Origin of the sequence: Pseudomonas sp. LH1G9, from assembly GCF_002949975.1 — a bacterium.
GTDB classification, from domain to species: Bacteria; Pseudomonadota; Gammaproteobacteria; order Pseudomonadales; family Pseudomonadaceae; genus Aquipseudomonas; species Aquipseudomonas veronii.
Genome location: NZ_CP026880.1, coordinates 5,375,245 through 5,395,754, shown reverse-complemented (window position 1 = coordinate 5,395,754; position 20,510 = coordinate 5,375,245). Strand labels below are relative to the sequence as shown.

Below are 20,510 nucleotides of genomic sequence, written 5' to 3'. Positions count from 1 at the left end.
CGCGCAGTATGCGACCAAACACAGCCTGTACGACAGGCCGACGACACAGTTAAGCTGCTCTCACTTCGTTGGAGTTTTTTTCGCATGCTGACCCTGGGAAACATCTTCGTGTTGATGCTGCTGGCGACCGGCGCCGCCTGGGTATGGCACAACCACGGCCTGCGCGAGCGCGCGTTGGAGCGGGTCAAGCAGCATTGCGCCAAGCTCGATATCGAGTTGCTCGACGGTGCCGTGGCCCTGAAACGCATCGGTTTTGTGAAGGATGCCAAAGGACGGCGACGCCTGGCGCGCATCTACAATTTCGAATTCACCGTGACCGGCGAAACCCGCCACCCCGGGACCATCACCCAGTTCGGCGCCCACAGCGCGCAGATCGAACTGGCGCCCTACCCGTTCGAAATCAAGACGCCGCTACCCAGCGCCGACGTGATCGAACTCAGCCAGTGGCGCCAGGACCACGCCAAGCACCGTCAATGACGGCAGGCGGCCAGCGCCTGCTGTAGCGCGGCCACGTCCTGTGGCGCGCTGAAAATCAGTTCGATACGCGAATCACGCCGCCATTCGCTGGGTTGCCAGACGAGTGGGCTGTTATCCACAGCGTTGCCGGAGATCCAGCCGTCGGTGCTGTGGATAACCAGTTTGGCACGGCGCCAATCCAAGCGTGTCAGCCATTGCGCCAGGCGCTGGTGATCGAATGACTGGCTCGGATGCCAGCGCCAACCGATGCTCCAGCCGCCCTCCTGGGCCTGGCTCAAGCAGATCGGCAACGCAGGATCGCTCCACACCGCCGGCATTTGCGCCACGCCCTTGGGCGCCACAAAGTTATCCACAGCCGCTGCAGCCTGTGCGTTCAGGCCTGGCAAAAGCTGCAGTGGCAATTGCGCCTGACGCGTCCAGTAAAACGGAACCTCGGCTAACTGCCGTTCGATCGCCTCGCGCTGTGCGGCGTCCAACGTCTCATCCTTGTTCAGGACCAACAGGCCGGCGCTGGCGAGTGCTTCGCGCTGCGCCTCCGGCAACGGTTTGCCCGCCGCCAGGGCTTGCGCATCCAGCACCAGCACGCAAGGCTGAACCGCAAGCACATCCTGCCATGGCGCCTCGCGCAATTGCTTGAGCACCTGCACCGGGTGCCCGAGCCCCGAAGGCTCGATAAACAGGCGGTCCGGCTTGGCCTTACGCAGCAAGCGGCCCAGTCCGACCTGGAACGGCGCACCATTCACACAGCACAAGCAACCGCCCGCCACTTCGCCCAGGGCAATGCCGTCGTCGGCCTGGGTCAGCAAGGCCGCATCCAGACCGATCTGCCCGAATTCGTTGATCAACACCGCCCAGCGCTCGTTGGCCGGGCGTTGGGCGAGCAGGTGTTTGATCAGGCTGGTCTTGCCGGCGCCCAGGGGCCCGGCAATCACATGAGTAGGAATGTTCTGCAGCATAGAGGGCATCATTCAAGCCGTGTAGAGCGTTTGATCCTACGCGGTTATGCCAGCCAATCCAGCGTCAGAATTAACCGTCGCTCATCGGCTTTAAGCTGCGGCGAGCGGTGAATCAGGCCGTGAGCTTCGTTGCCATGCCACTTCGTCCCTTTGAGCAATGCCACTTCGCCGCAGCGAATCTGCTCGATACGCTCGCTGGGCTCGGCATCCGCCTGGCCCAACTGGCGGCGGTCCATCACGCCTTCGCGCAACCATTGGCTGCCGATGCCGGCATAGGTGGTGATCAGCCGCACGGGCACATGGTCGACGTGAAAGCGCGGGCACATGGCTTTGTCCAACAAGCGCAAACGCACGCCGATCCGACGGGCGCCGAGCAGGCAGGCAAACGCGCCGATCAGCCACGACACATCGGCGATAAACCCTTCGTAACCCTCAAGATCGCGGCAACAGGCGGCTAATCCCTGCACGTTCGGCACCGCGTCGTCGCTGGCCAACTCGATGACCAGCGACTCGGCCAACGGCTCGTCGAGCGCCACCAGCAAGGCGCCGAACTCGGCGATGTGCAACGGCAATTGGCGCTGCCACAGCGCCAGGTTGACGCCGTCTTCGAGAATCTCGGACAGCGCCAGCGGGGTGTCGCCGCAGGTCTGGCGGATCACCGGGCGCAGGGGGATGAGCGGTGCCAGCATCAGGCGGCCGCCTCTTCATACCAAGGGCCAAAAGGATCGGCCAGCAAGCGCCATGCGTCGACGCCCAGGGCCATTTCTTCATCAGTCAGCAGGCAGGCGTCCAGTTCGGCACGCATCTGCGCGAAGTCGATGTTCTGCCCGATGAACACCAGTTCCTGACGGCAATCGCCAGTGCTTGCTTGCCAGTGGCCCATGATCGCGGCGACGCTTTCTTCGTCCTGCGGCCACTGGCTTTTCGGCACAAAACGCCACCAACGTCCGGCAAAACCATGGCGCATCAGGCCGCCGGCCTGGGACCAACTGCCGGCGTCCTGCGGCTTGCTGGCCAGCCAGAAAAAGCCCTTGGAACGCAGGAGTTTGCCGTTCACCCAAGGGCGGTCGATAAACTCGAAAAAGCGCTGCGGATGGAACGGACGGCGCGCACGGTAAGCCGTGGAGGCGATGCCGTACTCTTCGGTTTCCGGCACATGCTCGCCGCGCAGTTCCTGCAGCCAGCCGGGGGCCTGGGCGGCGCGTTCGAAGTCGAAGCGGCCGGTGTTGAGGATTTTGTTCAGCGGCACTTCGCCCATGACCATCGGAATGATCTCAGCCTGGGCGTTCAGGCGTTCGAGGATGGCCATCAGTTCCTCACGCTCGTGGCGGCCGATCAGGTCGATTTTGCTGATCAGGATGACGTCGGCAAATTCGATCTGCTCGATCAACAGGTCGGTGATCGAGCGTTCGTCTTCTTCGCCAAGGGTTTCGCCCCGCGACGCGAGGCTTTCGGCGGCCTGGTAGTCGAGCAGGAAGTTCATGCCGTCGACCACGGTGACCATGGTGTCCAGGCGCGCGATATCGGCCAGGCTCTGCTCGTTTTCATCGCGAAAGGTGAAGGTTTCGGCCACGGGCAACGGCTCGGAGATGCCGGTGGATTCGATCAACAGGTAATCGAAGCGACCGTCCCTGGCGAGTTTTCCGACCTCTTCGAGCAGGTCTTCACGCAAGGTGCAGCAGATGCAGCCGTTGCTCATCTCTACCAGTTTTTCTTCGGCGCGGTTGAGGGTGACGTCGCGCTGCACCTCGCCGCCGTCGATGTTGATTTCGCTCATGTCGTTGACGATCACCGCCACCCGCAGGTTGTCGCGGTTGCGCAGGACATAGTTGAGCAGCGTACTTTTACCGGCGCCGAGAAAGCCGGACAACACGGTAACGGGGAGACGATTGGGCATCAGGTCATTCTCATCAGGCCGCCCGTTCAAGCCGGGCTGTACTTAATGTTATATTATAACAACACAAATAAGCCAATCCCCCGCTTGCTCATCATGACCAACGGAGCAATGCTGGCGCCTGTCTACGTCGAGAAAGCCTATGAAATATCTACTGTGCAGCCTGCTGTTGCTTATCACGACCCAGGCCTGCGCCCAGGTGCCGCGCCTGTCGGCCAATTGCACGCGCAGCGCCAACCTGCTGGCCTGCGTCGATCCGCTGGGCAATGCCTACAGCGTGGCGACGGTTGGCAGCACCACGTATCTGCGCGGTTTCGAGGCGATCGGCAGGCGCTATTGGGCGCAAACCAACAGCCGCTACGGGCAACTGACGTTCTTCACCGGCTTGGCCTCGGACGGTGAAGCGTGGGTCGGCTACACGCGGCGTGTGGGCTGGACCACGATCAACCGGTTTTCCAGCTCCGGTGGCGCCAGCGCCACGTTCACCTGCAGCCGTGTGACCGGCTGTTAGGCCTGGTTGTGTTTCTGTTCCTGGACCCAAGCCATGTAGCTGTTCACCGGCGGGTTCTTCTGGAAATAGCGCTGCAGGCCGAGGAACAAACCCTCCGCCACCGCCTGTTGATGCCGCGCCGTGACCAGCCGCGCACTGTCCCGCGCATTGGAGATAAACCCGGTCTCCACCAGGATCGACGGGACATCCGGTGACTTGAGCACCGCGAATCCGGCCTGTTCCACACGCTTTTGATGCAACGAGGTGATGCCTTCCAGGCTGCCCAGGATCGAGCTGCCCAGTTGCAGGCTGGAGGCGATGGTGGCGTTCATCGACATGTCGAGAATCACCCCGGCCAGCATCGGGTCCTTGTCCTTGAGGTTCAGCAGACTGGTGGCGCCCAGCAGGTCGTCGCCGTTTTCCCGTTGCGCCATGAACCGCGCCGTGGCCGAGGTGGCACCGCCTTCGGACAAGGCATACACCGAAGCCCCCGACGCGCTGATCCGTGGTGCCGCATCCGCATGCACCGAGATAAACATGTCGGCGTTGTGTTTGTGGGCGATCTCCACGCGCTTGCGCAGCGGCACGAAGAAGTCATCGTTGCGCACCAGCTTCACATCGAACCCTTTCTCGCGCTTCAAGCGTTTGGCCAGCAATTGCGCAATGGACAGCACCACGTCTTTTTCGCGCTGGCCCTTGGAACCAATGGCGCCGGGGTCCTTGCCGCCGTGGCCGGGGTCGACCACCACGATGATGTCGCGCTTGGGGTGCGCCCTGTCGACCAGCGGCCGAGGTGCGGCCGCTATCGGGTGAGGCACCTGGGTGGCGCTGGTGAGATCAAGCACCAGGCGGTGCCCTTGCCCATCCTGGGGCGGCAACAAAAAGCTGGTGAGCTGCATCGGCGTGGCGAGGTCCAGCACGATGCGCGTATCCGCCTTGCCGAAGTGCCCGGAGCGAATCGAGGTGATCCCGCTGTTCTTCAAGACCAACTGAGAGAAGTCGCCACTGAGCCCGGCGCCGCTCAGGTCGATGATCAGGCGTTCCGGCGCGGTCAGGGAAAAAGTCTTGTAGTTCACCGGGCCACTGAGGTCGAACACCAGCCGCAGCTTGTCGTCCGAGCGCCACAGGCGGGCGTTGCGAATCTGCGTGGCCGACGCGGTGAAGGGCAAGGTGAACAGCGGGCTGACCAGGAGCAGGTTGAGGAGCTGACGTCTGTGCATGACAAATACCGCAAATAAAGGAGCGTCCTTACTCGACATGACTGAAAAAAGGCCGGAGCAGAAAATTCATCGTCGACTCAATCGTTATAATATAACATGTCTTTTTTATCGCCAACGATGGACCTGCTCATGAATGCGCTGACTCTGCCGGATATCGCCGCGCAGGCTTCACGCCAAGCCTTGCCGCTCGACTGGGTGGGCATGTGCGGCATCGCCTTGCCTATTTTGATCGACGACCAACGCCTCGCCGCCACGGCCGATGCCGGCGTCAGCCTGGACGACGGTGCCGCCCGTGGCATTCATATGTCGCGCCTGTACCTGGCGCTGGAGATGCTCGACCAGCAGCCACTGACTCCGGCACTTCTGCGTAAGGTACTGCAGCGTTTTCTCGACAGTCATGAAGGTTTATCTAATAACGCCTACCTGCGTATCCACACCGATCTGCTGCTCAAGCGCCCGGCATTGGTCAGCCCACTGGCTGGCTGGAAGGGCTACCCGGTGAGTATCGAAGCGCGCGTGGAAAACCAGATGTTCCACGTGGAACTAAACATTGAGGTGACTTATTCCTCAACCTGCCCGTGCTCGGCGGCCCTCGCCAGGCAGTTGATTCAGCAGCAATTTCTCGAAGATTTCGGCAACACGCCGTTGCAGCATGCCGATGTGCTGACCTGGCTCGGCAGCGCCAACGGCATCGTCGCCACGCCCCACAGCCAGCGCAGCAGCGCGCAACTGCGCGTCCAGTTGCGCGGCGAGCAGCTGGCGCTGACCGAGTTGATCAATACCGCCGAAGCCGCCCTCGGCACCGCCGTGCAAACCGCGGTGAAACGTGCGGACGAACAAGCCTTCGCCCTGGCCAACGGGCAGAACCTGATGTTCTGCGAAGACGCCGCCCGCCGCCTGAACCTCGCCTTGAAACGCTCGGATGCCGTCCAAGCCTTCCACCTCAAAGTGATCCACGCCGAAAGCCTGCACGCGCACGATGCCGTGGCTGAAAGCCGTTGGACGAGACACTCAGCATGATCACCTGCACCGCTTTGCGCTGGGGTGCCCCCGGCCAACCCCTGACACCCGCCGTGGACTTCACCCTGGAAACCGGCAGCCTTACCGGCGTGATCGGCCCCAACGGCTGCGGTAAAAGCAGCCTGCTCAAAGTCATCGCCGGCCTGCAAAAGCCACTGGCGGGCAAAATCCGCGTGGATGTGCCGCGTCGCGGCGGCGTGTCCTTCCTGCCCCAGCAACAACACCTCGATCGGCAGTTCCCCATCAGCTTGCAAGAGCTGGTCGCCGCCGGTTTCTGGGGCACCCGACTCACCCCGCAACAACGCAGCGAACGCCTGCACGCCGTATTGGAAGACTGGTGCCTCAGCGGCCTGGAACAGCGCCCGTTGATGGCCTTGTCCGGCGGCGAACTGCAACGCGCCCTGCTCGCCCGCATGAGCCTGGCCGAAGCGCCGGTGTTGCTGCTCGACGAACCCCACGCCGCCCTCGACGAAGACGGCCAGGCCCTGTGCTGGAAACATATCCACGCCTGGCATGACGAGGGCCGCACGGTGGTCGTGGTCTGTCATGACTTGGCCTCCGTGCGTCAACACACCCAGCAAGTGGTGCAGATCAAAAGCACGGGCTGCCGGTTCGGGCCGAGCAAAGAACTGATCCGCCCGCAACCGCACATGCAGGTGGCCTGATGCACTTCACCGCCCACCTGTGGATGCCGTTTCTCGACTTCGTGTTCATGCGCCGCGCCTTGATCGGCGGCCTGGTGCTCGCTTGCAGCACCGCGCCGCTGGGGGTGTTCCTGATCCTGCGGCGCATGAGCCTGATCGGTGACGCCGTCGCCCACGGCATCCTGCCCGGTGCCGCCCTGGGTTTCTGGTTCGCCGGCCTGAGCCTGCCCGCGCTGACCATCGGCGGCCTCGGCGCCGGCCTGAGCATGGCGGGGTTGGCCGCGTGGATCACCCGTCGCACCGGCCTGCGCGAAGACGCCAGCCTGGCCGCCATCTACCCCATCTCCCTCGCTGCCGGTGTGCTGATCCTCGGCCTTGCCGGCAAGCGCCTGGACCTGCTGCACCTGCTGTTCGGCTCGGCCCTGGCCGTCGACGAAACCACCTTGACCGGCATGCTCTGGGTCTCTGGTTTCAGCCTGGTCGCCATGGTGCTGATCTACAAACCGCTGTTGCTGGACACCCTCGACCCGCTGTTCCTGCAAACCGTCAGCCGCCTCGGCCCATTGGCCCACGGGCTGTTTTTGACCCTGGTGGTGCTGAACCTGGTGATCGGTTTCCAGGCCATCGGCGCGCTGATGGTGGTGGGTTTGATGATGTTGCCGGCCATCGCGTCCCGCTTCTGGAGCCGGCGCTTGCCGGTGCTGATTGCGGTATCGGCAGTGCTGGGATGCCTGTCGGTGTGGCTTGGCTTGTTGCTGTCGTTCTACTACTCACTGCCCAGCGGCCCGGCGATTGTGCTGGTGGCTGGCGGTGGGTACCTGCTGTCCGTGATCTTCGGTCCGGTGCATGGCTTGCTGCGCCGCCCGCCCTTGCTGTCATCCCAATGAGGTGTATCCCGATGCGTGCTCTACTCGTGTTGTTCAGTCTGCTACTGCCGTTGTCCATGGCCCAGGCCGCCGACAAACTCCAGGTGGTGACCAGCTTCAGTATTCTCGATGACATTACCCACCAGATCGGTGGCGAACACATCCAGATCAGCAACATGGTCGGCCCCGACGCCGACGCTCATACCTACGAGCCGACCCCGGACGATGCCAAGGCGCTGCTCAAGGCCAAGCTGATCATCAAAAATGGCCTTGGCTTCGAGCCGTGGCTGGACCGCCTGGTGACCAGCACCGAAACCCGCGCCACCGTGGTTACCGCCAGTAAAGGCGTGATCTCCCACACCATGGAAGAAGACGGCGAAACCATCCCGGACCCGCACGCCTGGCATAACCTGGCCAACGCCGAAATCTATGTGAACAACATCACCAAGGCGCTGGTGGCCGCCGACCCGGCCAACCAGGCCGACTACCTGCGCAACAGCCAGGCGTACCTGAAAGACATCTACCGTTTGCTCGCCGAGGCCAAGGCCAAGTTCGGCGCACTGCCAGCGGGCAACCGCCGCATCGTCACCTCCCATGACGCGTTCGGCTACCTGGGCCAGGCCTATGGCATCCAGTTCCTCGCGCCTCAGGGTTTGTCCACCGAGCGTGAGCCTTCCGCCGCCGAAGTCGCCGCGCTGATCACTCAGATCCGCAAGGACAAGGTCAAAGCCGTGTTCATTGAAAACATCAAGGACTCGCGCCTGCTCAAACAGATCGCCAGCGAAAGCGGCGCGCAGATCGGCGGCACGCTGTATTCCGACGCCCTCGCCGCAGAAGGCCCGGCCAGCACCTTTCTCGGGTTGTTCGAATACAACCTCAACACCCTGTGCGCCGCGTTGGGCAAACCATGATCCGCAAGAACCCATCCGGTGATCTGCCGGTGATTGCCGAATCGGCCTACGTCGATAAAACCGCGATCATCTGCGGCAAGGTCATCATCGGTGAGAACGTATTTGTCGGCCCCTACGCCGTGATCCGCGCGGACGAGGTCGACGCCAGCGGCGACATGGACCCGATCACCATCGGCGCCAACTCCAATATCCAGGACGGCGTGGTGATCCACTCCAAATCCGGCGCGGCGGTGACCATCGGCGAGTTCACTTCCATCGCCCACCGCTCCATCGTCCACGGCCCCTGCAGCGTCGGCGACCGCGTGTTCATCGGCTTCAACAGCGTGTTGTTCAACTGCGCCGTCGGTGACGGCTGCGTGGTGCGCCACAACTCGGTGGTCGACGGCCGCGACTTGCCCGCCGCGTTCTACGTGCCTTCGACCACCCGCATCGGACCCAACACCGACCTGTCGCAATTCCCGCCGGTGAGCGTCAGCGCGTCGGAATTTTCCGAGGACGTAGCGCGTACCAACGTCGATCTGGTGCAGGGTTACAAAGCCCTGCAAAACGAGTTCTGAACCATGAGCCGCCTGTTGATCCGCAACGCCCGACTGGTGAATGAAGGCCAGGTATTCGACGCCGACATGCTGGTCGCCCACGGCCGTATCGAGAAGATCGCCAGCAGCATCACGGGGCACACGGCGCCTGTGGAAATCGACGCCCACGGTCAATGGCTGCTGCCGGGGATGATCGATGACCAGGTTCACTTTCGCGAACCCGGCGCGCCGGACAAAGGCGGTTTCTACAGCGAATCCCGCGCAGCGGTGGCCGGCGGCATCACCAGTTTCATGGACATGCCCAACACCCGGCCGGCCACCCTCACCCTGGAAGCGCTGGCCGACAAAAAACGCCGCGCCGTCCAGCACTCGGTGGCCAACTACGGTTTTCACTTCGGCGTCAGCAACGACAACCTCGATACCGTCGCCGCGCTCGACCCGCGGCAAGTGGCCGGGGTCAAAGTGTTCATGGGCGCGTCCACCGGCAACATGCTGGTGGACGATCCACGGATTCTGGAGCGCCTGTTCGCCGATGTGCCGACGATCCTGCTGGCCCACTGCGAACACACGCCAAGTATCCAGGCCAACGAACAGCGCTTGCGCGAGCGTTTCGGCGACAACATCCCTGCCGCCGCCCACCCGCTGATCCGCGATGCCGAAGCCTGTTATCGCTCGTCTTCACTGGCGGTGGAACTGGCCAAGCGCCACGGCACGCGCCTGCATGTGTTGCACCTGAGCAGCGCCCGCGAGTTGGCGTTGTTCGAAGACCAGCCGCTGGCGCAGAAACGCATCACCGCCGAGGTCTGCGTCCATCACCTGTTGTTCGACGACCGCGACTATCACCGCCTGGGCCACCAGATCAAATGCAACCCGGCGATCAAGACCCGCGCCGACCGCGACGCCTTGCGCCTGGCCCTGCTCGGTGAGCGGCTGGATGTGATCGGCACCGACCATGCGCCGCATACCTGGGCGCAAAAGCAGTTGGCGTATGGTGAGGCGCCGTCGGGTTTGCCCCTGGTGCAACATGCGTTGCCGGCGTTACTGGAGTTGGTGGCCGATGGGCTGCTGCCGCTGACCACCCTGGTGGCGAAAACCAGTCATCGCGTTGCCGACCTGTTCGCGATCCCGGACCGTGGCTACCTGCGCGAAGGCTATTGGGCCGATCTGGTGCTGATCAAACCCGAACCCGAAGGCAAGCCGGTCCGCAGCCAGCCGATCCTGGCCCGCTGCGGCTGGACACCGTTCGCCGAGCACCGCTTTCGCCACAGCGTCAGCACCACTCTGGTGTCGGGCCAGTTGGCCTGGCACAACGGCCAGGTGGTCGACAGCTGCCAGGGCCTGCCCCTGCACTTTCAGCGTTAAGCGCGCGGTTTGACGCTGCCGCAGTTTTCCCCCAGCCACTGGGCGTGACTGTCCAGGCTGCCCTTCTGCTGAATGCCGGTGGCATTGAAGGTGCCGTTGACCGTGGTGGTGAATTCCTTCTGGCTCTGGAAGGTGGCCACGCCGGTGCCCTGGGCTTTCGGGCAGCTGAAACGGAATTTCCACTGGTTGCCGCTCTTGTCGGTCACTTGCTGTTTGCAGCCCGACTGCGGATCGGTCAGCGGGATCGCGTCGGAGGCGACCTGGGCGGGGGTGAGGCACACCTGCACGCCTTTACCGGCCATAGTGATGCCTTGTTTCTCCAGCATGGCGCGCTGTTCGGGGGTCATTTGTTGCTTGAGCTGACCGAGGATCAATGACAAATCCGGCAGGTCCTGGTTATCCACTTTCATGTTGCTCGTGGTCAATTCCCACAAACCAGGCGCCAGCATCTGCGCCTGGGCCGCCACGGGCAGCGACAAACCAATAACCATGGCCAAACCTAGCAGACGAGCATTCATCGGGTAACTCCTGGATAATTGTGGGCATTAGACGCCACAAAAGCGCCAGTGTTGCACGGCAAATAAAATAGCGACATTCCTGACCGAACATGGTCTGTTAGGCACTGGATTGCCTGGAGTACCATCGTCCATGGATTTTTTTGGCCCGCACCTGCTCGCCTACTTCATCGCCACGCTGCATTTTCTCGGGACGCTCGCCGCGATCCATGCAGTGCTGACCGTCAGGACCGCCCAAGGCTCGATTGCCTGGGCGTTGTCGCTGATGTTCATACCCTACCTCACGCTGATCCCGTACCTGATCTTCGGCCGCAGCACCTTCGATGCGTACATCCAGGCGCGGCGCCAGGCCAACCAGGAAATGCACACTGCGATCAACGAGCTGAACTGGCGCCCGTGGGTCGAGGAAGCCCTGGCCGCCCGCAACTCCAGCGCCTACGCCTCCCTGCGAGCGATGCCGAAGCTGGGCCGCATGCCGTGCCTGGCGAATAATGAAGTGCGTTTGCTGATCAATGGTGACGCCACCTTCAGTGCGATCTTCGAGGCGATTCGCCGCGCCAAAACCGCCGTGCTGTTCCAGTTCTTCATCATTCATGACGACGAGCTCGGTCGGCAGTTGCATGCCTTGCTGAAGGAAAAAGCCGCCCAAGGCGTCGCCGTCTACGTGCTCTACGACCGCATCGGCAGCCACGCCCTGCCCTCTCACTATGCACAAACGCTGCGCGACGCCGGGGTGCAGGTCAAGGCGTTCGCCACCCGCAGCGGCTGGCTCAATCGCTTCCAGGTCAACTTCCGCAACCACCGCAAGATCGTGGTGGTGGATGGCATCACCGGGTTTGTCGGCGGGCATAACGTCGGCGATGAGTACTTGGGCAAAAAGCCGCCGCTGGCGCCGTGGCGCGATACCCATGTGCAGGTCACCGGCCCGGTGGTGGCGTGCCTGCAGGAATCGTTTGCCGAAGACTGGTTCTGGGCGGCGCGGGAACTGCCGCCGCTGATCCTGCCGGACACCTACCCCGAAAACGGCGTGCTCTGCCAATTGCTCGCCAGCGGCCCGGCCGACCCTTATGAAACCTGCTCGCTGTTTTTTGTCGAAGCGATCCACGCCGCGACCGAGCGGGTGTGGATCACCAGCCCGTATTTCATCCCGGATGAAGCGGTGTTTGCCGCCCTGCGCCTGGCGGTGCTGCGCGGGGTCGACGTGCGCCTGCTGCTGCCGTCGCGGCCCGACCACCGCATCGTGTATGCGGCCTCCAGCCTTTACGCGATCGAAGCGGTGCGCGCCGGAGTGCGGGTGTTCCGCTATACGCCGGGGTTTCTGCACCAGAAAGTGGTGTTGGTCGACAGCGAAATCAGCGCCATCGGCAGTGCGAACATGGACAACCGTTCGTTCCGCCTGAATTTCGAGGTGATGTTGCTGACCGTCGATGAAGCCTTCGCCCAGCAAGTGGAACACATGCTGCTCGATGACTTCGCCCTGGCCCATGAAGTCAGCCAGGAAGAAAGCCGCGAAACCCGCCGCCTGCAACAACTGGGCATGCGGGTCGCGCGGCTTATCTCACCGATTCTCTAACAGACACTGCTGTAAAAATGTGGGAGGGGGCTTGCCCCCGATAGCGGTGAATCAGTGCCCAATCCGCTAGCTGACACACCGCCATCGGGGGCAAGCCCCCTCCCACATTTGGATCTGCGGGGCTGTGGGAAAATGCTTCAGCGGTAGATATCTTCCCGCATCCACGGCAGTTCATGGCTGCCATCGGCGAAGGGTTTTACCGCCAGTATGCAGATCGCACGGCGTGTTTCACCGCTTCACCAACAGACGCCGCGGTAAAAAGTGGGAGGGGGCTTGCCCCTCCCACATTTGGATCTGCAGGGCTGTGGGAAAATGCTTCAGCGGTAGATATCTTCCCGCGTCCACGGCAGTTCATGGCTGCCATCGGCGAAGGGTTTTACCGCCAGTATGCGGATCGCACGGCGTGTTTCACCGCTGCACCAACAGACGCTGCGGTAAAAATGTGGGAGGGGGCTTGCCCCCGATAGCGGTGAATCAGTGCCCAATCCGCTAGCTGACACACCGCAATCGGGGGCAAGCCCCCTCCCACATTTGCATCCGCGGGGCTGTGGGAAAATGCTTCAGCGGTAGATATCTTCCCGCGTCCACGGCAGTTCGTGGCTGCCATCGGCGAAGGGTTTTACCGCCAGTATGCGGATCGCACGGCGTGTTTCACCGCTTCACCAACAGACGCTGCGGTAAAAATGTGGGAGGGGGCTTGCCCCCGATGGCGGTGAATCAGTGCCCAATCCGCTAGCTGACACACCGCAATCGGGGGCAAGCCCCCTCCCACATTTGCATCTGTGGGGCTGTGGGAAAATGCTTCAGCGGTAGATATCTTCCCGCGTCCACGGCAGTTCATGGCTGCCATCGGCGTGGGGTTTTACCGCCAGGATCTGGTGCAGGTTGATCCAGCCCCGCGCAAACGCGTAGGCGCAACCGGCCAGGTACAACCGCCAGATGCGCAACGCCTGCGCCGGCACCATCTTCGCCGCCGCTTCCAGGTTGTCTTCCAGGCGTTCGCTCCAGTGGTCCAGGGTGCGTGCGTAGTGCAGGCGCAGGCTTTCCACGTCGACCACTTCAAGCCCGGCTTCGCTGAGTTCGGCGGTCATCATCGCCAGGTGCGGCAGTTCGCCGTTGGGGAAAACGTAGCGCTCGATGAAATCCCCGGCGCCGCGGCCCACGGGGCGTCCGTCGGTGTGCTTGGCGGTGATGCCATGGTTCATCACCAGCCCGCCTTCGCGCACCGCGCCAAACAGGGTTTTGCAGTATTGCGCCAGGTTGGCGTGGCCGACGTGTTCGAACATGCCCACGCTCACCACTTTGTCGAAACGACCGTCCTGGGGCAGATCACGGTAATCGAGCAGTTGCAGGTCCACCTGATCGTCCAGGCCCTCGGCTTTCACGCGTGCCTTGGCCAGGGCCAGTTGCTCCTTGCTCAGGGTGATGCCGAACACCTTTACCCCGAACTCCCGCGCCGCATACCGCGCCAGCCCGCCCCAACCACAGCCGACATCAAGCAAATACTCCCCCGGCTGCAAGCGCAACTTGCGGCACAGGTGGCGGAATTTGTCTTGTTGGGCCTGATCGATGGATTCGCTGCCGGTTTCGAAATAACCGCAGGAATACGCCATGTCCTGGTCGAGCCACAGCTGGTAGAACTCGTTGGACAGGTCGTAATGGTAGGAAATCGCTGCTGCGTCAGTGGCCTTGTCGTGGAACGAGCGCACCGGACGATTGCCCCCATCGTCATCGACCAGGGCGTGACTCAACTCGTCACACACCCGGATCACCTCGGAGATGGAGCCTTCCAGCTCCAGTTTGCCCTCGACGAAGGCTTCGCCCAATGAATCGAGCGTGGGATGGGAAAGCTTGGACACAATCGTGGGGTCCTTCACCACGATGGTCACACTGGGCTCAGGGCCCAAGTTGAATTCATGGCCGTCCCAGAGTCGAAGACGCAGCGGTAGCTGAAGATTCTGTAAGGCCGGTGGAAGTTGCGCGAGCATGAGTAGTCCCCCCTTGTTTCAGACGTCTGGAAAGAGGGTAGACCATCCGACGACCGGGTAGGAAGCTATCGATCTGATAACCTGCGCTTATGGAATCCGGCGTTCGAGCAAACCGTCCTGAACCCACTGTTTCAGCCATGAGACTGCTTGCAGGGGCGCACCCTCTCCATGACTGACCGCCAAGCGTTCGCACAGTTCTGAAAAACACCAGCCGGTGCTCACCATGCCCGCCAGGGCGCAGGTTTGCGCGGGTTCCAGGCTGCGGTAGCGGCATATCTGCTGATCGCGCCACACCAGGCAGATCTGCGGCGCGTCCAGAGGCTGGCCGGCGTGCAAGGCCGATTTAGCCTTGGCGGCACGCCAGGTTTCGACGGTATTGAAGCGGCAGAATATCTGCTGAACGGTCGGCGCCAGGTTGACCTGCAAGCCCGGCCAGTCGGGCGGCGGCAGTCGCGCCATGTCGTCCAGGGTCAGCGGCGTGCCCGGCGGCGCATCGAACGCCAGGGTAAACGCCCACTCCAGCCGTGCCAGCTCGGCCAACGGCGCGCTTTGTTCAGCCACCAGGTGCTCCTGGATAAACCCCGCAAACCGCTCGCCCAGCCAGCGCAGGCTGTAATGGGCGGACGGATAGCGACGCACGTAGGCCTCAGTCAGCGAGGCGAATTCGTCATCGCCCAGCCAATACCAGAGGGCACCGAAGTCCTGCCGTAATACGTCCTGCAAGCGCGACAGGTAGGCGTTGTGATAAATCGCCAGGCCGGTTTCCACATCCAGCGTAGGACCACCCAGCAAGGTGGCGGCAAAGCCAGTACCGGCCACGGGCGTTTCGGCTAATAAATGCTCTTCGAAGGCCCGTTGCCAATCCGTCAGGCGCATAGCGTTCTCCTGAGCAAGGCGCTCGCCCCCAGCGACCGGGCCTTGTCCAACTCGCTGAGCAAGTCTTCGAACGGCGGGAAATGGTCGTCGCGCTCGAGCAACGTCGAGACCGGGCCCAGGTGCTCCAGGGTCTGTTGATACAGCGCCCACACCGGATCACACACCGGGTGGTCATGGGTATCGACCACGTAATCGCCGTAGTCCATATGCCCCGCCAGATGCAGCTGGCGGATGCTCTGCGGCGGCAGGTTGTGAATGAACGTCCAGGCATCGAAGCCATGATTGCGCGAGCTGACGTACACATTGTTGACGTCCAGCAGCAACTGGCACCCGGTCAAGTGGGTCAGGGCGTTGAGGAATTCCCACTCGGTGAATTCATCCGCCTTGGCGCGCACATAGCTGGAGACGTTTTCCAGCACCAGCGGACGCTGCAACACATCCTGTACCTGAAGCACGCGACTGGCCACGTGATACAAACTTTCTTCGGTGTACGGCAGGGGCAGCAAGTCATGCAATTGATGCGCGCTGCCGCGGCTCCAGCACAGGTGATCGGAGATCCACGCCGGTTGGATGCGCGCGGCGAGTTGCTGGAGTTGCTTGAGGTAATCGGTATCGAGCGGATGGGGCCCGCCGATGGACAGGGACACGCCGTGCATCACCAACGGGTAGCGCTCGGCGATTGCGTCCAGGTAGTACAAGGCTTTACCGCCCTGCACCAGGTAATTCTCGGAGATCACTTCGAACCAATCCACGGCCGGCGATTGTTCAAGGATCTGCTGGTAGTACTCACTGCGTAGACCCAGGCCGTAACCCAGGCTCGGAAGGGATGTAGACATCAGGCACTCCTGGGCAAAAGTGTCCGCAGCGGTGACGGCGACCGCTGCGGGGTACGCGGGGCCGATTACGCGCCGACTTTGCCACCGGCCGCGTCGCACGCAGCCTTGGTCATGGCCTTGAAGCCATGGCCCTTGCAGACCGCCTGGCCCTTGCAGGCGTTTTCAGCGGTCTTGCAGTCATTCATGCCTTTGCAGGAGGTTACGCCGTAGCAATGAACCGGAGCGTCGGCGGCCTGGACCTGGGTGGTGACACCGGCAAACAAGGCGGCGGCAGCGAAAGCCAGGGCAGCACCGGAAACGGCGTTTTTGATGGTCATGGGGTCATCCTCATAAATCGTGGTTAGGTCGGCCGAGCGGAATGCTCAGTCGCGACATAGCACTAGAGTGAGGTGCCCCCTTGCCGTTACAGCACCTTCGAAAAAAACCTGGGATTTATTCCTCCAGCTTCGACAGCGGCTCCTGAAACCGCAGCAACCGCCCGGCATTGCCCAGCACCAGCAAGGTGCTGAGGTTGTGCAACACCGCCGCGATCATTGCGCCCGCGGCGCCCAACCAGCCAAACGCAGCGAACACCACGATCGCCAGCGTCCAGCCCAGGCCGATGATCACGTTGACCTGCAACGTCTGCCGGCACCGTCGGCTCAAGCGCACACAGGTGCCCAGGCGGCGCAAGTCGCTGCCAATCAACACCACATCCGCCGAGGCCAGCGCAATGTCCGCACCGCCCGCGCCCATGGCCACGCCGACCACGCCGGCCTTGAGCGCCAGGGAGTCGTTGATGCCGTCGCCCACCACCATCGGCCGGAAACCGCTGCTGATTTCGCCCAACACGCGGTTGAGCTTGTCTTCCGGCAACGCCTGGGCTTCGACATCGCTGATGCCCACGTCGAGGGCCAGGCTGTCGGCCACGCTTTGGCGGTCGCCGGTCAGCAGCAGTTGCCGCCCCAGGCCCAGGTCGCGCAGCTCTTGCAGGGCCTGGCGAGCTTCCGGTTTGACGCTGTCGGCCAGCAACAGCCAGGCGAGGAACGCACCGTTCAACGCCAGCCCGGCAATCGGGCCATCATGGTCGGGGACGCGGGTAGTGACGATGCCCAACTGCTCGAACAACTCCGGCCGGCCCAAGGCCGCTTCGCCCTGCGCGGTCTGGGCCACCACGCCGAGGCCTTGGCGTTCGCGGATGTCGGTGAGCACCAACAGCTGTTCCTGGCTCGCCAACCCGGCCAACGCGCGGCTGACCGGGTGGCTGCTGGCCGAACCGAGGCTGGCCGCCAGGTTCAACAACCCTTGGCGGTCCGGCGCGGTGGTTTGGATGGACTGCAGGCGCAGAGTGCCAAAGGTCAGGGTGCCGGTCTTGTCGACCACCAGCGAGGTCAGGTCCGCCAACTCTTCGAGGAACGCCGAGCTGCGGATCAGAATCCCATGCCGCGCCGCCACGGCAATCCCGGCAATCGCCGTGGCCGGGGCCGACAGCACCAGGGCGCACGGGCACGCCGCGACCAGCACCGCGAGCATCGCCTGGGCGTCATTGGTGACAAACCAGGTCACCGCCGCCAGCAACAGCACCAACACCATATAGCTGCCGGCGTAACGCTCCAGCAGCCGCGTGATCGGCGGCTTGGAGCGCTCGGCGTTCTGCATCAGGGCGATGACCTTGCCCAGGGTCGACTCGTTGCCGGTACGCGTCACTTCCAGGCGCAACAACCCGTCGAGGTTGATCGCACCGCCGAACACTTGCACGCCGACACTGGCTTCCAGCGGCACCGACTCGCCGGTGATCGGCGCCGTGTCGAGGCTGGCCTGGCCGGACAGCACCACGCCATCGGCGGGCACGCGGTCGCCGGCGCGCACTTCGACGATGTCGCCGCTGTTCAGCGTGCCGTTGTCGACTTCGCGGATGCTGCCGTCCGCCTGCACCAGGCGTGCGTGGCTGCGGGTCAGTTTGCCGAGGGCGTGGATCGCTTCCTGGGAGCCGATCACGCTGCGCTCCTCCAGCACATGCCCGAAGATCATGATGATCGGCAGCAACGCGGCGGTCAGCAGATCGCCCGTGGCCCACGCGCCGAGCATCGCCAGGGCGATGAGTTGGTCGGTGATGCCATGCAGGCTGGGAAAACGCAGGCTGTACCAGGCCGAGCGCATCACCGGCACGGCCACCAGCAGCGAGGCCACGCCGAGCAGCAACTGGCTGACGCCGCTCTGGTCCGGCGCCAGCCAGCGCCACACCAGGCCCAGCACGAGCAAGCCCAGAGCGAGCATGGCCAGGGTCAATTGCCGGGCGGCGCTGCGCTGCTCGGCGGATGTCAGCATGGGTGCGCTCATTGTTCGGCTCCCTGAATGATCAAGCGGGAGTCGTCTTTGGGATCGACCGTGGTCACGGAACCGGCCTGGCCGAGAATCTTCGGCAAGCGCTCACGGTACAGGCGCAACAGCAAGCCGGGGTCTTTGACCTGGGCCAGGCTGGCGACGGTGGCGGTTTGCGCCTGCGCGTTGGCCAGGCGTTCGCTGGCCTGGGCGTGGGCGACTTGCACCAGGCGGTCAGCCTGTTGGTTGGCGGTCTGGGTGAGCTTTTCCGCGTCGGTGCGCGCATTCGCCACCGCTTTGTCGGCTTGCTGGCTGGCAGTGAGCACCGCATTGAAGGCATTCACCGCCGGGCTCGGCAGGCTCGATTGCACATCGACGCGGGTGACTTCGATGCCCACTCCCAAGCCGCTGGCGGTCAACTCCGCCAGGCGCTTGTTGATGCCTTGCACCAGGTCGCCGCGCAGCCGTTCACGGCGCTCGGCGGCGCCGTTGTCGCTGCTGATCAATTCGGGGCGCGCCACCAGGATGGTGTCCAGATCCCGCGCCGCCGTCAGGGCCACGGCGCTGCGCGTCACCAGGCGATCCAGCGCCGGCAGCACGTGCTCGCCCTGCAGCACAAACGCATAAGGTTCGGTGACTTTGTAGAACACCCGCACATCCAGCTGCACCACGCCGGCATCGCCGGTCAGCAGGTAGCCGGACCCGGCCAGGGCATCGCTCAACGGCGTGGCGAAGCTGGCCACGCGATCGGCCTGCACCGCGGCATCGGAACGCAGCAGGTTGCCGACCCGCCGCTCGATCACCCGGTCTGCCGCCGGCAACAGCACGACTTGCTCGAACGGCTGCGGCCACGCCAGCAACAGCCCAGCATTCTGAACCCGATCGAGTGCGCCGAAGTGCAGCACCACGGCGCGATTCTGCGGGTCGATCTGCCGCACATTGGAAAACGCCCAGGCCAGGGCGGCCAACACCGTCACCGCGTACAGCGCCATGAACGTCAGGCGCCCGGCCTGAATCCACGGGCTGTCCGGGCTGTCACGCTCGATCATGGCTGGACGTCCTTCGGCCCGTCCACCAGCGCGCGGAACGGCGCGGCATCGGTGCGCAGGATGATCTTGGTGCCCGGGGTGACCACGGTGCCCAGGGTATCCAGGGAACGCAGCAGGTTGTACAACTGGGGATTGCCGGCGTAGGCGCGACCATAGATCTGCGCCGCTTCGACCCGCGATTGCGCTTCGATGTCGGCGGCTTTCACCGTGGCATCGGCCTGCACGATGCGCGCATCGCGCTCGGCGGCGGAACGGATCTGCGCCGCCTCACGCTTGCCCACGGAGGTGCGTTCGGTGGCGATGGTTTCGCGCTCGGCGCGCATGCGGTCGACGGTGGCGGTGAGCGTCACCGACGGCAAGGTCAGCCGCTCGATGCCCACCTGCGCCACACGCACGCCATAGGTGGTGAGCAATTGTTGATCGATCTGCTGGCGCAACTGCGCTTCGAAATCGCTGATGCGTACCTGGCTGGCGTCGGTATTGATCAGGCTGGACAGGTCGAAGCTGGCCGCCGTGGTTTCCAGCGCCGAACCGACAAACGTCCGAATCTGCCGCGCCGCTTCATCCGGCTGGTTCTGCACCGCGCGCATGAAGCGCTGCACATTGTCGGCATCGCCCTGCACCTGCCACGCCACATAAGCCTGCACGATGATGCGCAGGCCATCGCGGGTACCGACATCCTGCAAACCGCTGGAGGTGGTGCGCAGGCGCAGGTCCACCGGAATCGCCGCTTCGAACGGCGCCGGCCAACGCCAGCCCAGGCCCGGTTCCAGCAGCACCCGCGACGGGTTGCCGAAACGGGTAATCACCGTGGCTTCACCGGAGCGCACCTGCACCAGGCTGGCGGCCGCTACTGCGAACAACACCAGCAACACAGCCCAGGCCATGCGCCGCCAAGGGAATGGGCCGGCGGGCTGTTCGTCACCATGGTGGTGGTGATGGTGGCCGTGGTGGTGGTGACCATGATCGTGAGAATGAGCGCTCAACAGACAGACT

At 63.4% G+C, this 20,510-nt stretch carries 21 protein-coding genes; 9 read left to right on the top strand and 12 right to left on the bottom strand.

Annotated features, from left to right (window positions below; genetic code table 11):
* The first annotated feature begins 84 nt into the window (after positions 1-84).
* Entirely contained in the window at positions 85-477 is a 393-nt protein-coding gene (locus C5F70_RS24865) for a DUF3301 domain-containing protein (RefSeq protein WP_017850040.1), read from the top strand.
* Here the strand turns inward: C5F70_RS24865 and C5F70_RS24860 are convergent.
* Genes C5F70_RS24860 through zigA form a run of 3 tightly spaced genes read right to left on the bottom strand, consistent with a single transcriptional unit; the run spans position 471 to position 3,330 of the window.
* Positions 471-1,433 (bottom strand): GTP-binding protein, encoded by a 963-nt coding sequence (locus C5F70_RS24860; RefSeq protein ID WP_104904221.1) that lies wholly within the window; start codon positions 1,431-1,433, stop codon positions 471-473. The two genes, C5F70_RS24865 and C5F70_RS24860, sit on opposite strands and share 7 nt — an antisense overlap.
* 44 nt (positions 1,434-1,477) lie before the next feature.
* Entirely contained in the window at positions 1,478-2,122 is a 645-nt protein-coding gene (locus tag C5F70_RS24855; RefSeq protein WP_017850042.1) for a DUF1826 domain-containing protein, read from the bottom strand.
* Positions 2,122-3,330 (bottom strand): zinc metallochaperone GTPase ZigA, encoded by a 1,209-nt coding sequence (zigA, locus tag C5F70_RS24850; protein ID WP_017850043.1) that lies wholly within the window; start codon positions 3,328-3,330, stop codon positions 2,122-2,124. The genes C5F70_RS24855 and zigA overlap by 1 nt, the downstream gene beginning before the upstream one ends.
* Before the next feature lie 139 nt (positions 3,331-3,469).
* On the opposite strand from zigA, the gene C5F70_RS24845 reads away from it, so the two are divergent.
* Positions 3,470-3,838 (top strand): hypothetical protein, encoded by a 369-nt coding sequence (locus tag C5F70_RS24845; protein ID WP_017850044.1) that lies wholly within the window; start codon positions 3,470-3,472, stop codon positions 3,836-3,838.
* Here C5F70_RS24845 and C5F70_RS24840 read toward each other — a convergent pair.
* Positions 3,835-5,037 carry an N-acetylmuramoyl-L-alanine amidase gene (locus C5F70_RS24840; RefSeq protein ID WP_104904220.1) on the bottom strand — a complete coding sequence of 401 codons (1,203 nt, stop codon included), beginning with the start codon at positions 5,035-5,037 and terminating at the stop codon, positions 3,835-3,837. The two genes, C5F70_RS24845 and C5F70_RS24840, sit on opposite strands and share 4 nt — an antisense overlap.
* A gap of 129 nt (positions 5,038-5,166) precedes the next feature.
* On the opposite strand from C5F70_RS24840, the gene folE2 reads away from it, so the two are divergent.
* From folE2 to C5F70_RS24810, 6 genes are read left to right on the top strand one after another with little or no spacing between them, the layout of a single operon-like run.
* A complete protein-coding gene (gene folE2, locus C5F70_RS24835; protein ID WP_017850046.1) occupies positions 5,167-6,057 on the top strand; it encodes a GTP cyclohydrolase FolE2 in 891 nt (296 codons plus the stop codon).
* Positions 6,054-6,722, top strand: a complete 669-nt coding sequence (locus C5F70_RS24830; protein WP_017850047.1) for a metal ABC transporter ATP-binding protein — start codon at positions 6,054-6,056, stop codon at positions 6,720-6,722. Before folE2 ends, C5F70_RS24830 begins: the two co-directional genes overlap by 4 nt.
* Complete coding sequence (locus C5F70_RS24825; protein WP_017850048.1) at positions 6,722-7,588, top strand: metal ABC transporter permease; 867 nt, start codon at positions 6,722-6,724, stop codon at positions 7,586-7,588. The genes C5F70_RS24830 and C5F70_RS24825 overlap by 1 nt, the downstream gene beginning before the upstream one ends.
* 11 nt (positions 7,589-7,599) lie before the next feature.
* Positions 7,600-8,478, top strand: a complete 879-nt coding sequence (locus C5F70_RS24820; RefSeq protein ID WP_046381599.1) for a metal ABC transporter substrate-binding protein — start codon at positions 7,600-7,602, stop codon at positions 8,476-8,478.
* On the top strand, positions 8,475-9,035 hold the full coding sequence (locus C5F70_RS24815; protein WP_017850050.1) for a DapH/DapD/GlmU-related protein: 561 nt from the start codon (positions 8,475-8,477) through the stop codon (positions 9,033-9,035). Before C5F70_RS24820 ends, C5F70_RS24815 begins: the two co-directional genes overlap by 4 nt.
* A 3-nt stretch (positions 9,036-9,038) precedes the next feature.
* The gene (locus tag C5F70_RS24810) at positions 9,039-10,376 is read left to right on the top strand and encodes a dihydroorotase (RefSeq protein WP_104904219.1); all 1,338 of its coding nucleotides are present in this window, start codon (positions 9,039-9,041) and stop codon (positions 10,374-10,376) included.
* Here C5F70_RS24810 and C5F70_RS24805 read toward each other — a convergent pair.
* Positions 10,373-10,894 (bottom strand): DUF3617 domain-containing protein, encoded by a 522-nt coding sequence (locus C5F70_RS24805; protein ID WP_017850052.1) that lies wholly within the window; start codon positions 10,892-10,894, stop codon positions 10,373-10,375. The two genes, C5F70_RS24810 and C5F70_RS24805, sit on opposite strands and share 4 nt — an antisense overlap.
* A 130-nt stretch (positions 10,895-11,024) precedes the next feature.
* Between C5F70_RS24805 and cls the strand changes: the two genes are divergently transcribed.
* Positions 11,025-12,464 carry a cardiolipin synthase gene (gene cls, locus C5F70_RS24800; RefSeq protein ID WP_046484309.1) on the top strand — a complete coding sequence of 480 codons (1,440 nt, stop codon included), beginning with the start codon at positions 11,025-11,027 and terminating at the stop codon, positions 12,462-12,464.
* 803 nt (positions 12,465-13,267) lie between these two features.
* Here the strand turns inward: cls and cfaB are convergent.
* The 7 genes from cfaB to hflC form a co-directional block, all read right to left on the bottom strand.
* Positions 13,268-14,452 carry a C17 cyclopropane fatty acid synthase CfaB gene (cfaB, locus tag C5F70_RS24795; RefSeq protein WP_026140407.1) on the bottom strand — a complete coding sequence of 395 codons (1,185 nt, stop codon included), beginning with the start codon at positions 14,450-14,452 and terminating at the stop codon, positions 13,268-13,270.
* Positions 14,453-14,539: 87 nt separating this feature from the next.
* Complete coding sequence (locus tag C5F70_RS24790) at positions 14,540-15,328, bottom strand: DNA-binding domain-containing protein (protein ID WP_104904218.1); 789 nt, start codon at positions 15,326-15,328, stop codon at positions 14,540-14,542.
* The gene (locus C5F70_RS24785; protein WP_017850056.1) at positions 15,319-16,164 is read right to left on the bottom strand and encodes a DUF692 domain-containing protein; all 846 of its coding nucleotides are present in this window, start codon (positions 16,162-16,164) and stop codon (positions 15,319-15,321) included. Before C5F70_RS24785 ends, C5F70_RS24790 begins: the two co-directional genes overlap by 10 nt.
* Positions 16,165-16,229: 65 nt before the next feature.
* Complete coding sequence (locus C5F70_RS24780; RefSeq protein ID WP_017850057.1) at positions 16,230-16,481, bottom strand: membrane protein; 252 nt, start codon at positions 16,479-16,481, stop codon at positions 16,230-16,232.
* A gap of 115 nt (positions 16,482-16,596) precedes the next feature.
* Positions 16,597-18,483: a cation-translocating P-type ATPase gene (locus C5F70_RS24775; RefSeq protein ID WP_026140408.1), complete on the bottom strand. Its 1,887-nt coding sequence runs from the start codon at positions 18,481-18,483 to the stop codon at positions 16,597-16,599.
* Positions 18,480-19,514 carry a protease modulator HflK gene (gene hflK / locus C5F70_RS24770; protein WP_017850059.1) on the bottom strand — a complete coding sequence of 345 codons (1,035 nt, stop codon included), beginning with the start codon at positions 19,512-19,514 and terminating at the stop codon, positions 18,480-18,482. The genes C5F70_RS24775 and hflK overlap by 4 nt, the downstream gene beginning before the upstream one ends.
* The gene (gene hflC, locus C5F70_RS24765) at positions 19,511-20,500 is read right to left on the bottom strand and encodes a protease modulator HflC (protein ID WP_104904217.1); all 990 of its coding nucleotides are present in this window, start codon (positions 20,498-20,500) and stop codon (positions 19,511-19,513) included. The genes hflK and hflC overlap by 4 nt, the downstream gene beginning before the upstream one ends.
* Positions 20,501-20,510 lie beyond the last annotated feature (10 nt).

Coding starts and splice junctions, on each gene's coding strand:
- C5F70_RS24785 (WP_017850056.1), bottom strand. CDS start 16,164: ATGTCTACATCCCTTCCGAGCCTGGGTTACGGCCTGGGTCTACGCAGT.
- C5F70_RS24810 (WP_104904219.1), top strand. CDS start 9,039: ATGAGCCGCCTGTTGATCCGCAACGCCCGACTGGTGAATGAAGGCCAG.
- C5F70_RS24840 (WP_104904220.1), bottom strand. CDS start 5,037: ATGCACAGACGTCAGCTCCTCAACCTGCTCCTGGTCAGCCCGCTGTTC.
- C5F70_RS24805 (WP_017850052.1), bottom strand. CDS start 10,894: ATGAATGCTCGTCTGCTAGGTTTGGCCATGGTTATTGGTTTGTCGCTG.
- hflK (WP_017850059.1), bottom strand. CDS start 19,514: ATGATCGAGCGTGACAGCCCGGACAGCCCGTGGATTCAGGCCGGGCGC.
- C5F70_RS24865 (WP_017850040.1), top strand. CDS start 85: ATGCTGACCCTGGGAAACATCTTCGTGTTGATGCTGCTGGCGACCGGC.
- C5F70_RS24845 (WP_017850044.1), top strand. CDS start 3,470: ATGAAATATCTACTGTGCAGCCTGCTGTTGCTTATCACGACCCAGGCC.
- C5F70_RS24815 (WP_017850050.1), top strand. CDS start 8,475: ATGATCCGCAAGAACCCATCCGGTGATCTGCCGGTGATTGCCGAATCG.
- C5F70_RS24830 (WP_017850047.1), top strand. CDS start 6,054: ATGATCACCTGCACCGCTTTGCGCTGGGGTGCCCCCGGCCAACCCCTG.
- folE2 (WP_017850046.1), top strand. CDS start 5,167: ATGAATGCGCTGACTCTGCCGGATATCGCCGCGCAGGCTTCACGCCAA.
- C5F70_RS24825 (WP_017850048.1), top strand. CDS start 6,722: ATGCACTTCACCGCCCACCTGTGGATGCCGTTTCTCGACTTCGTGTTC.
- C5F70_RS24790 (WP_104904218.1), bottom strand. CDS start 15,328: ATGCGCCTGACGGATTGGCAACGGGCCTTCGAAGAGCATTTATTAGCC.
- C5F70_RS24860 (WP_104904221.1), bottom strand. CDS start 1,433: ATGCTGCAGAACATTCCTACTCATGTGATTGCCGGGCCCCTGGGCGCC.
- cfaB (WP_026140407.1), bottom strand. CDS start 14,452: ATGCTCGCGCAACTTCCACCGGCCTTACAGAATCTTCAGCTACCGCTG.
- cls (WP_046484309.1), top strand. CDS start 11,025: ATGGATTTTTTTGGCCCGCACCTGCTCGCCTACTTCATCGCCACGCTG.
- C5F70_RS24775 (WP_026140408.1), bottom strand. CDS start 18,483: ATGAGCGCACCCATGCTGACATCCGCCGAGCAGCGCAGCGCCGCCCGG.
- C5F70_RS24820 (WP_046381599.1), top strand. CDS start 7,600: ATGCGTGCTCTACTCGTGTTGTTCAGTCTGCTACTGCCGTTGTCCATG.
- C5F70_RS24855 (WP_017850042.1), bottom strand. CDS start 2,122: ATGCTGGCACCGCTCATCCCCCTGCGCCCGGTGATCCGCCAGACCTGC.
- C5F70_RS24780 (WP_017850057.1), bottom strand. CDS start 16,481: ATGACCATCAAAAACGCCGTTTCCGGTGCTGCCCTGGCTTTCGCTGCC.
- zigA (WP_017850043.1), bottom strand. CDS start 3,330: ATGCCCAATCGTCTCCCCGTTACCGTGTTGTCCGGCTTTCTCGGCGCC.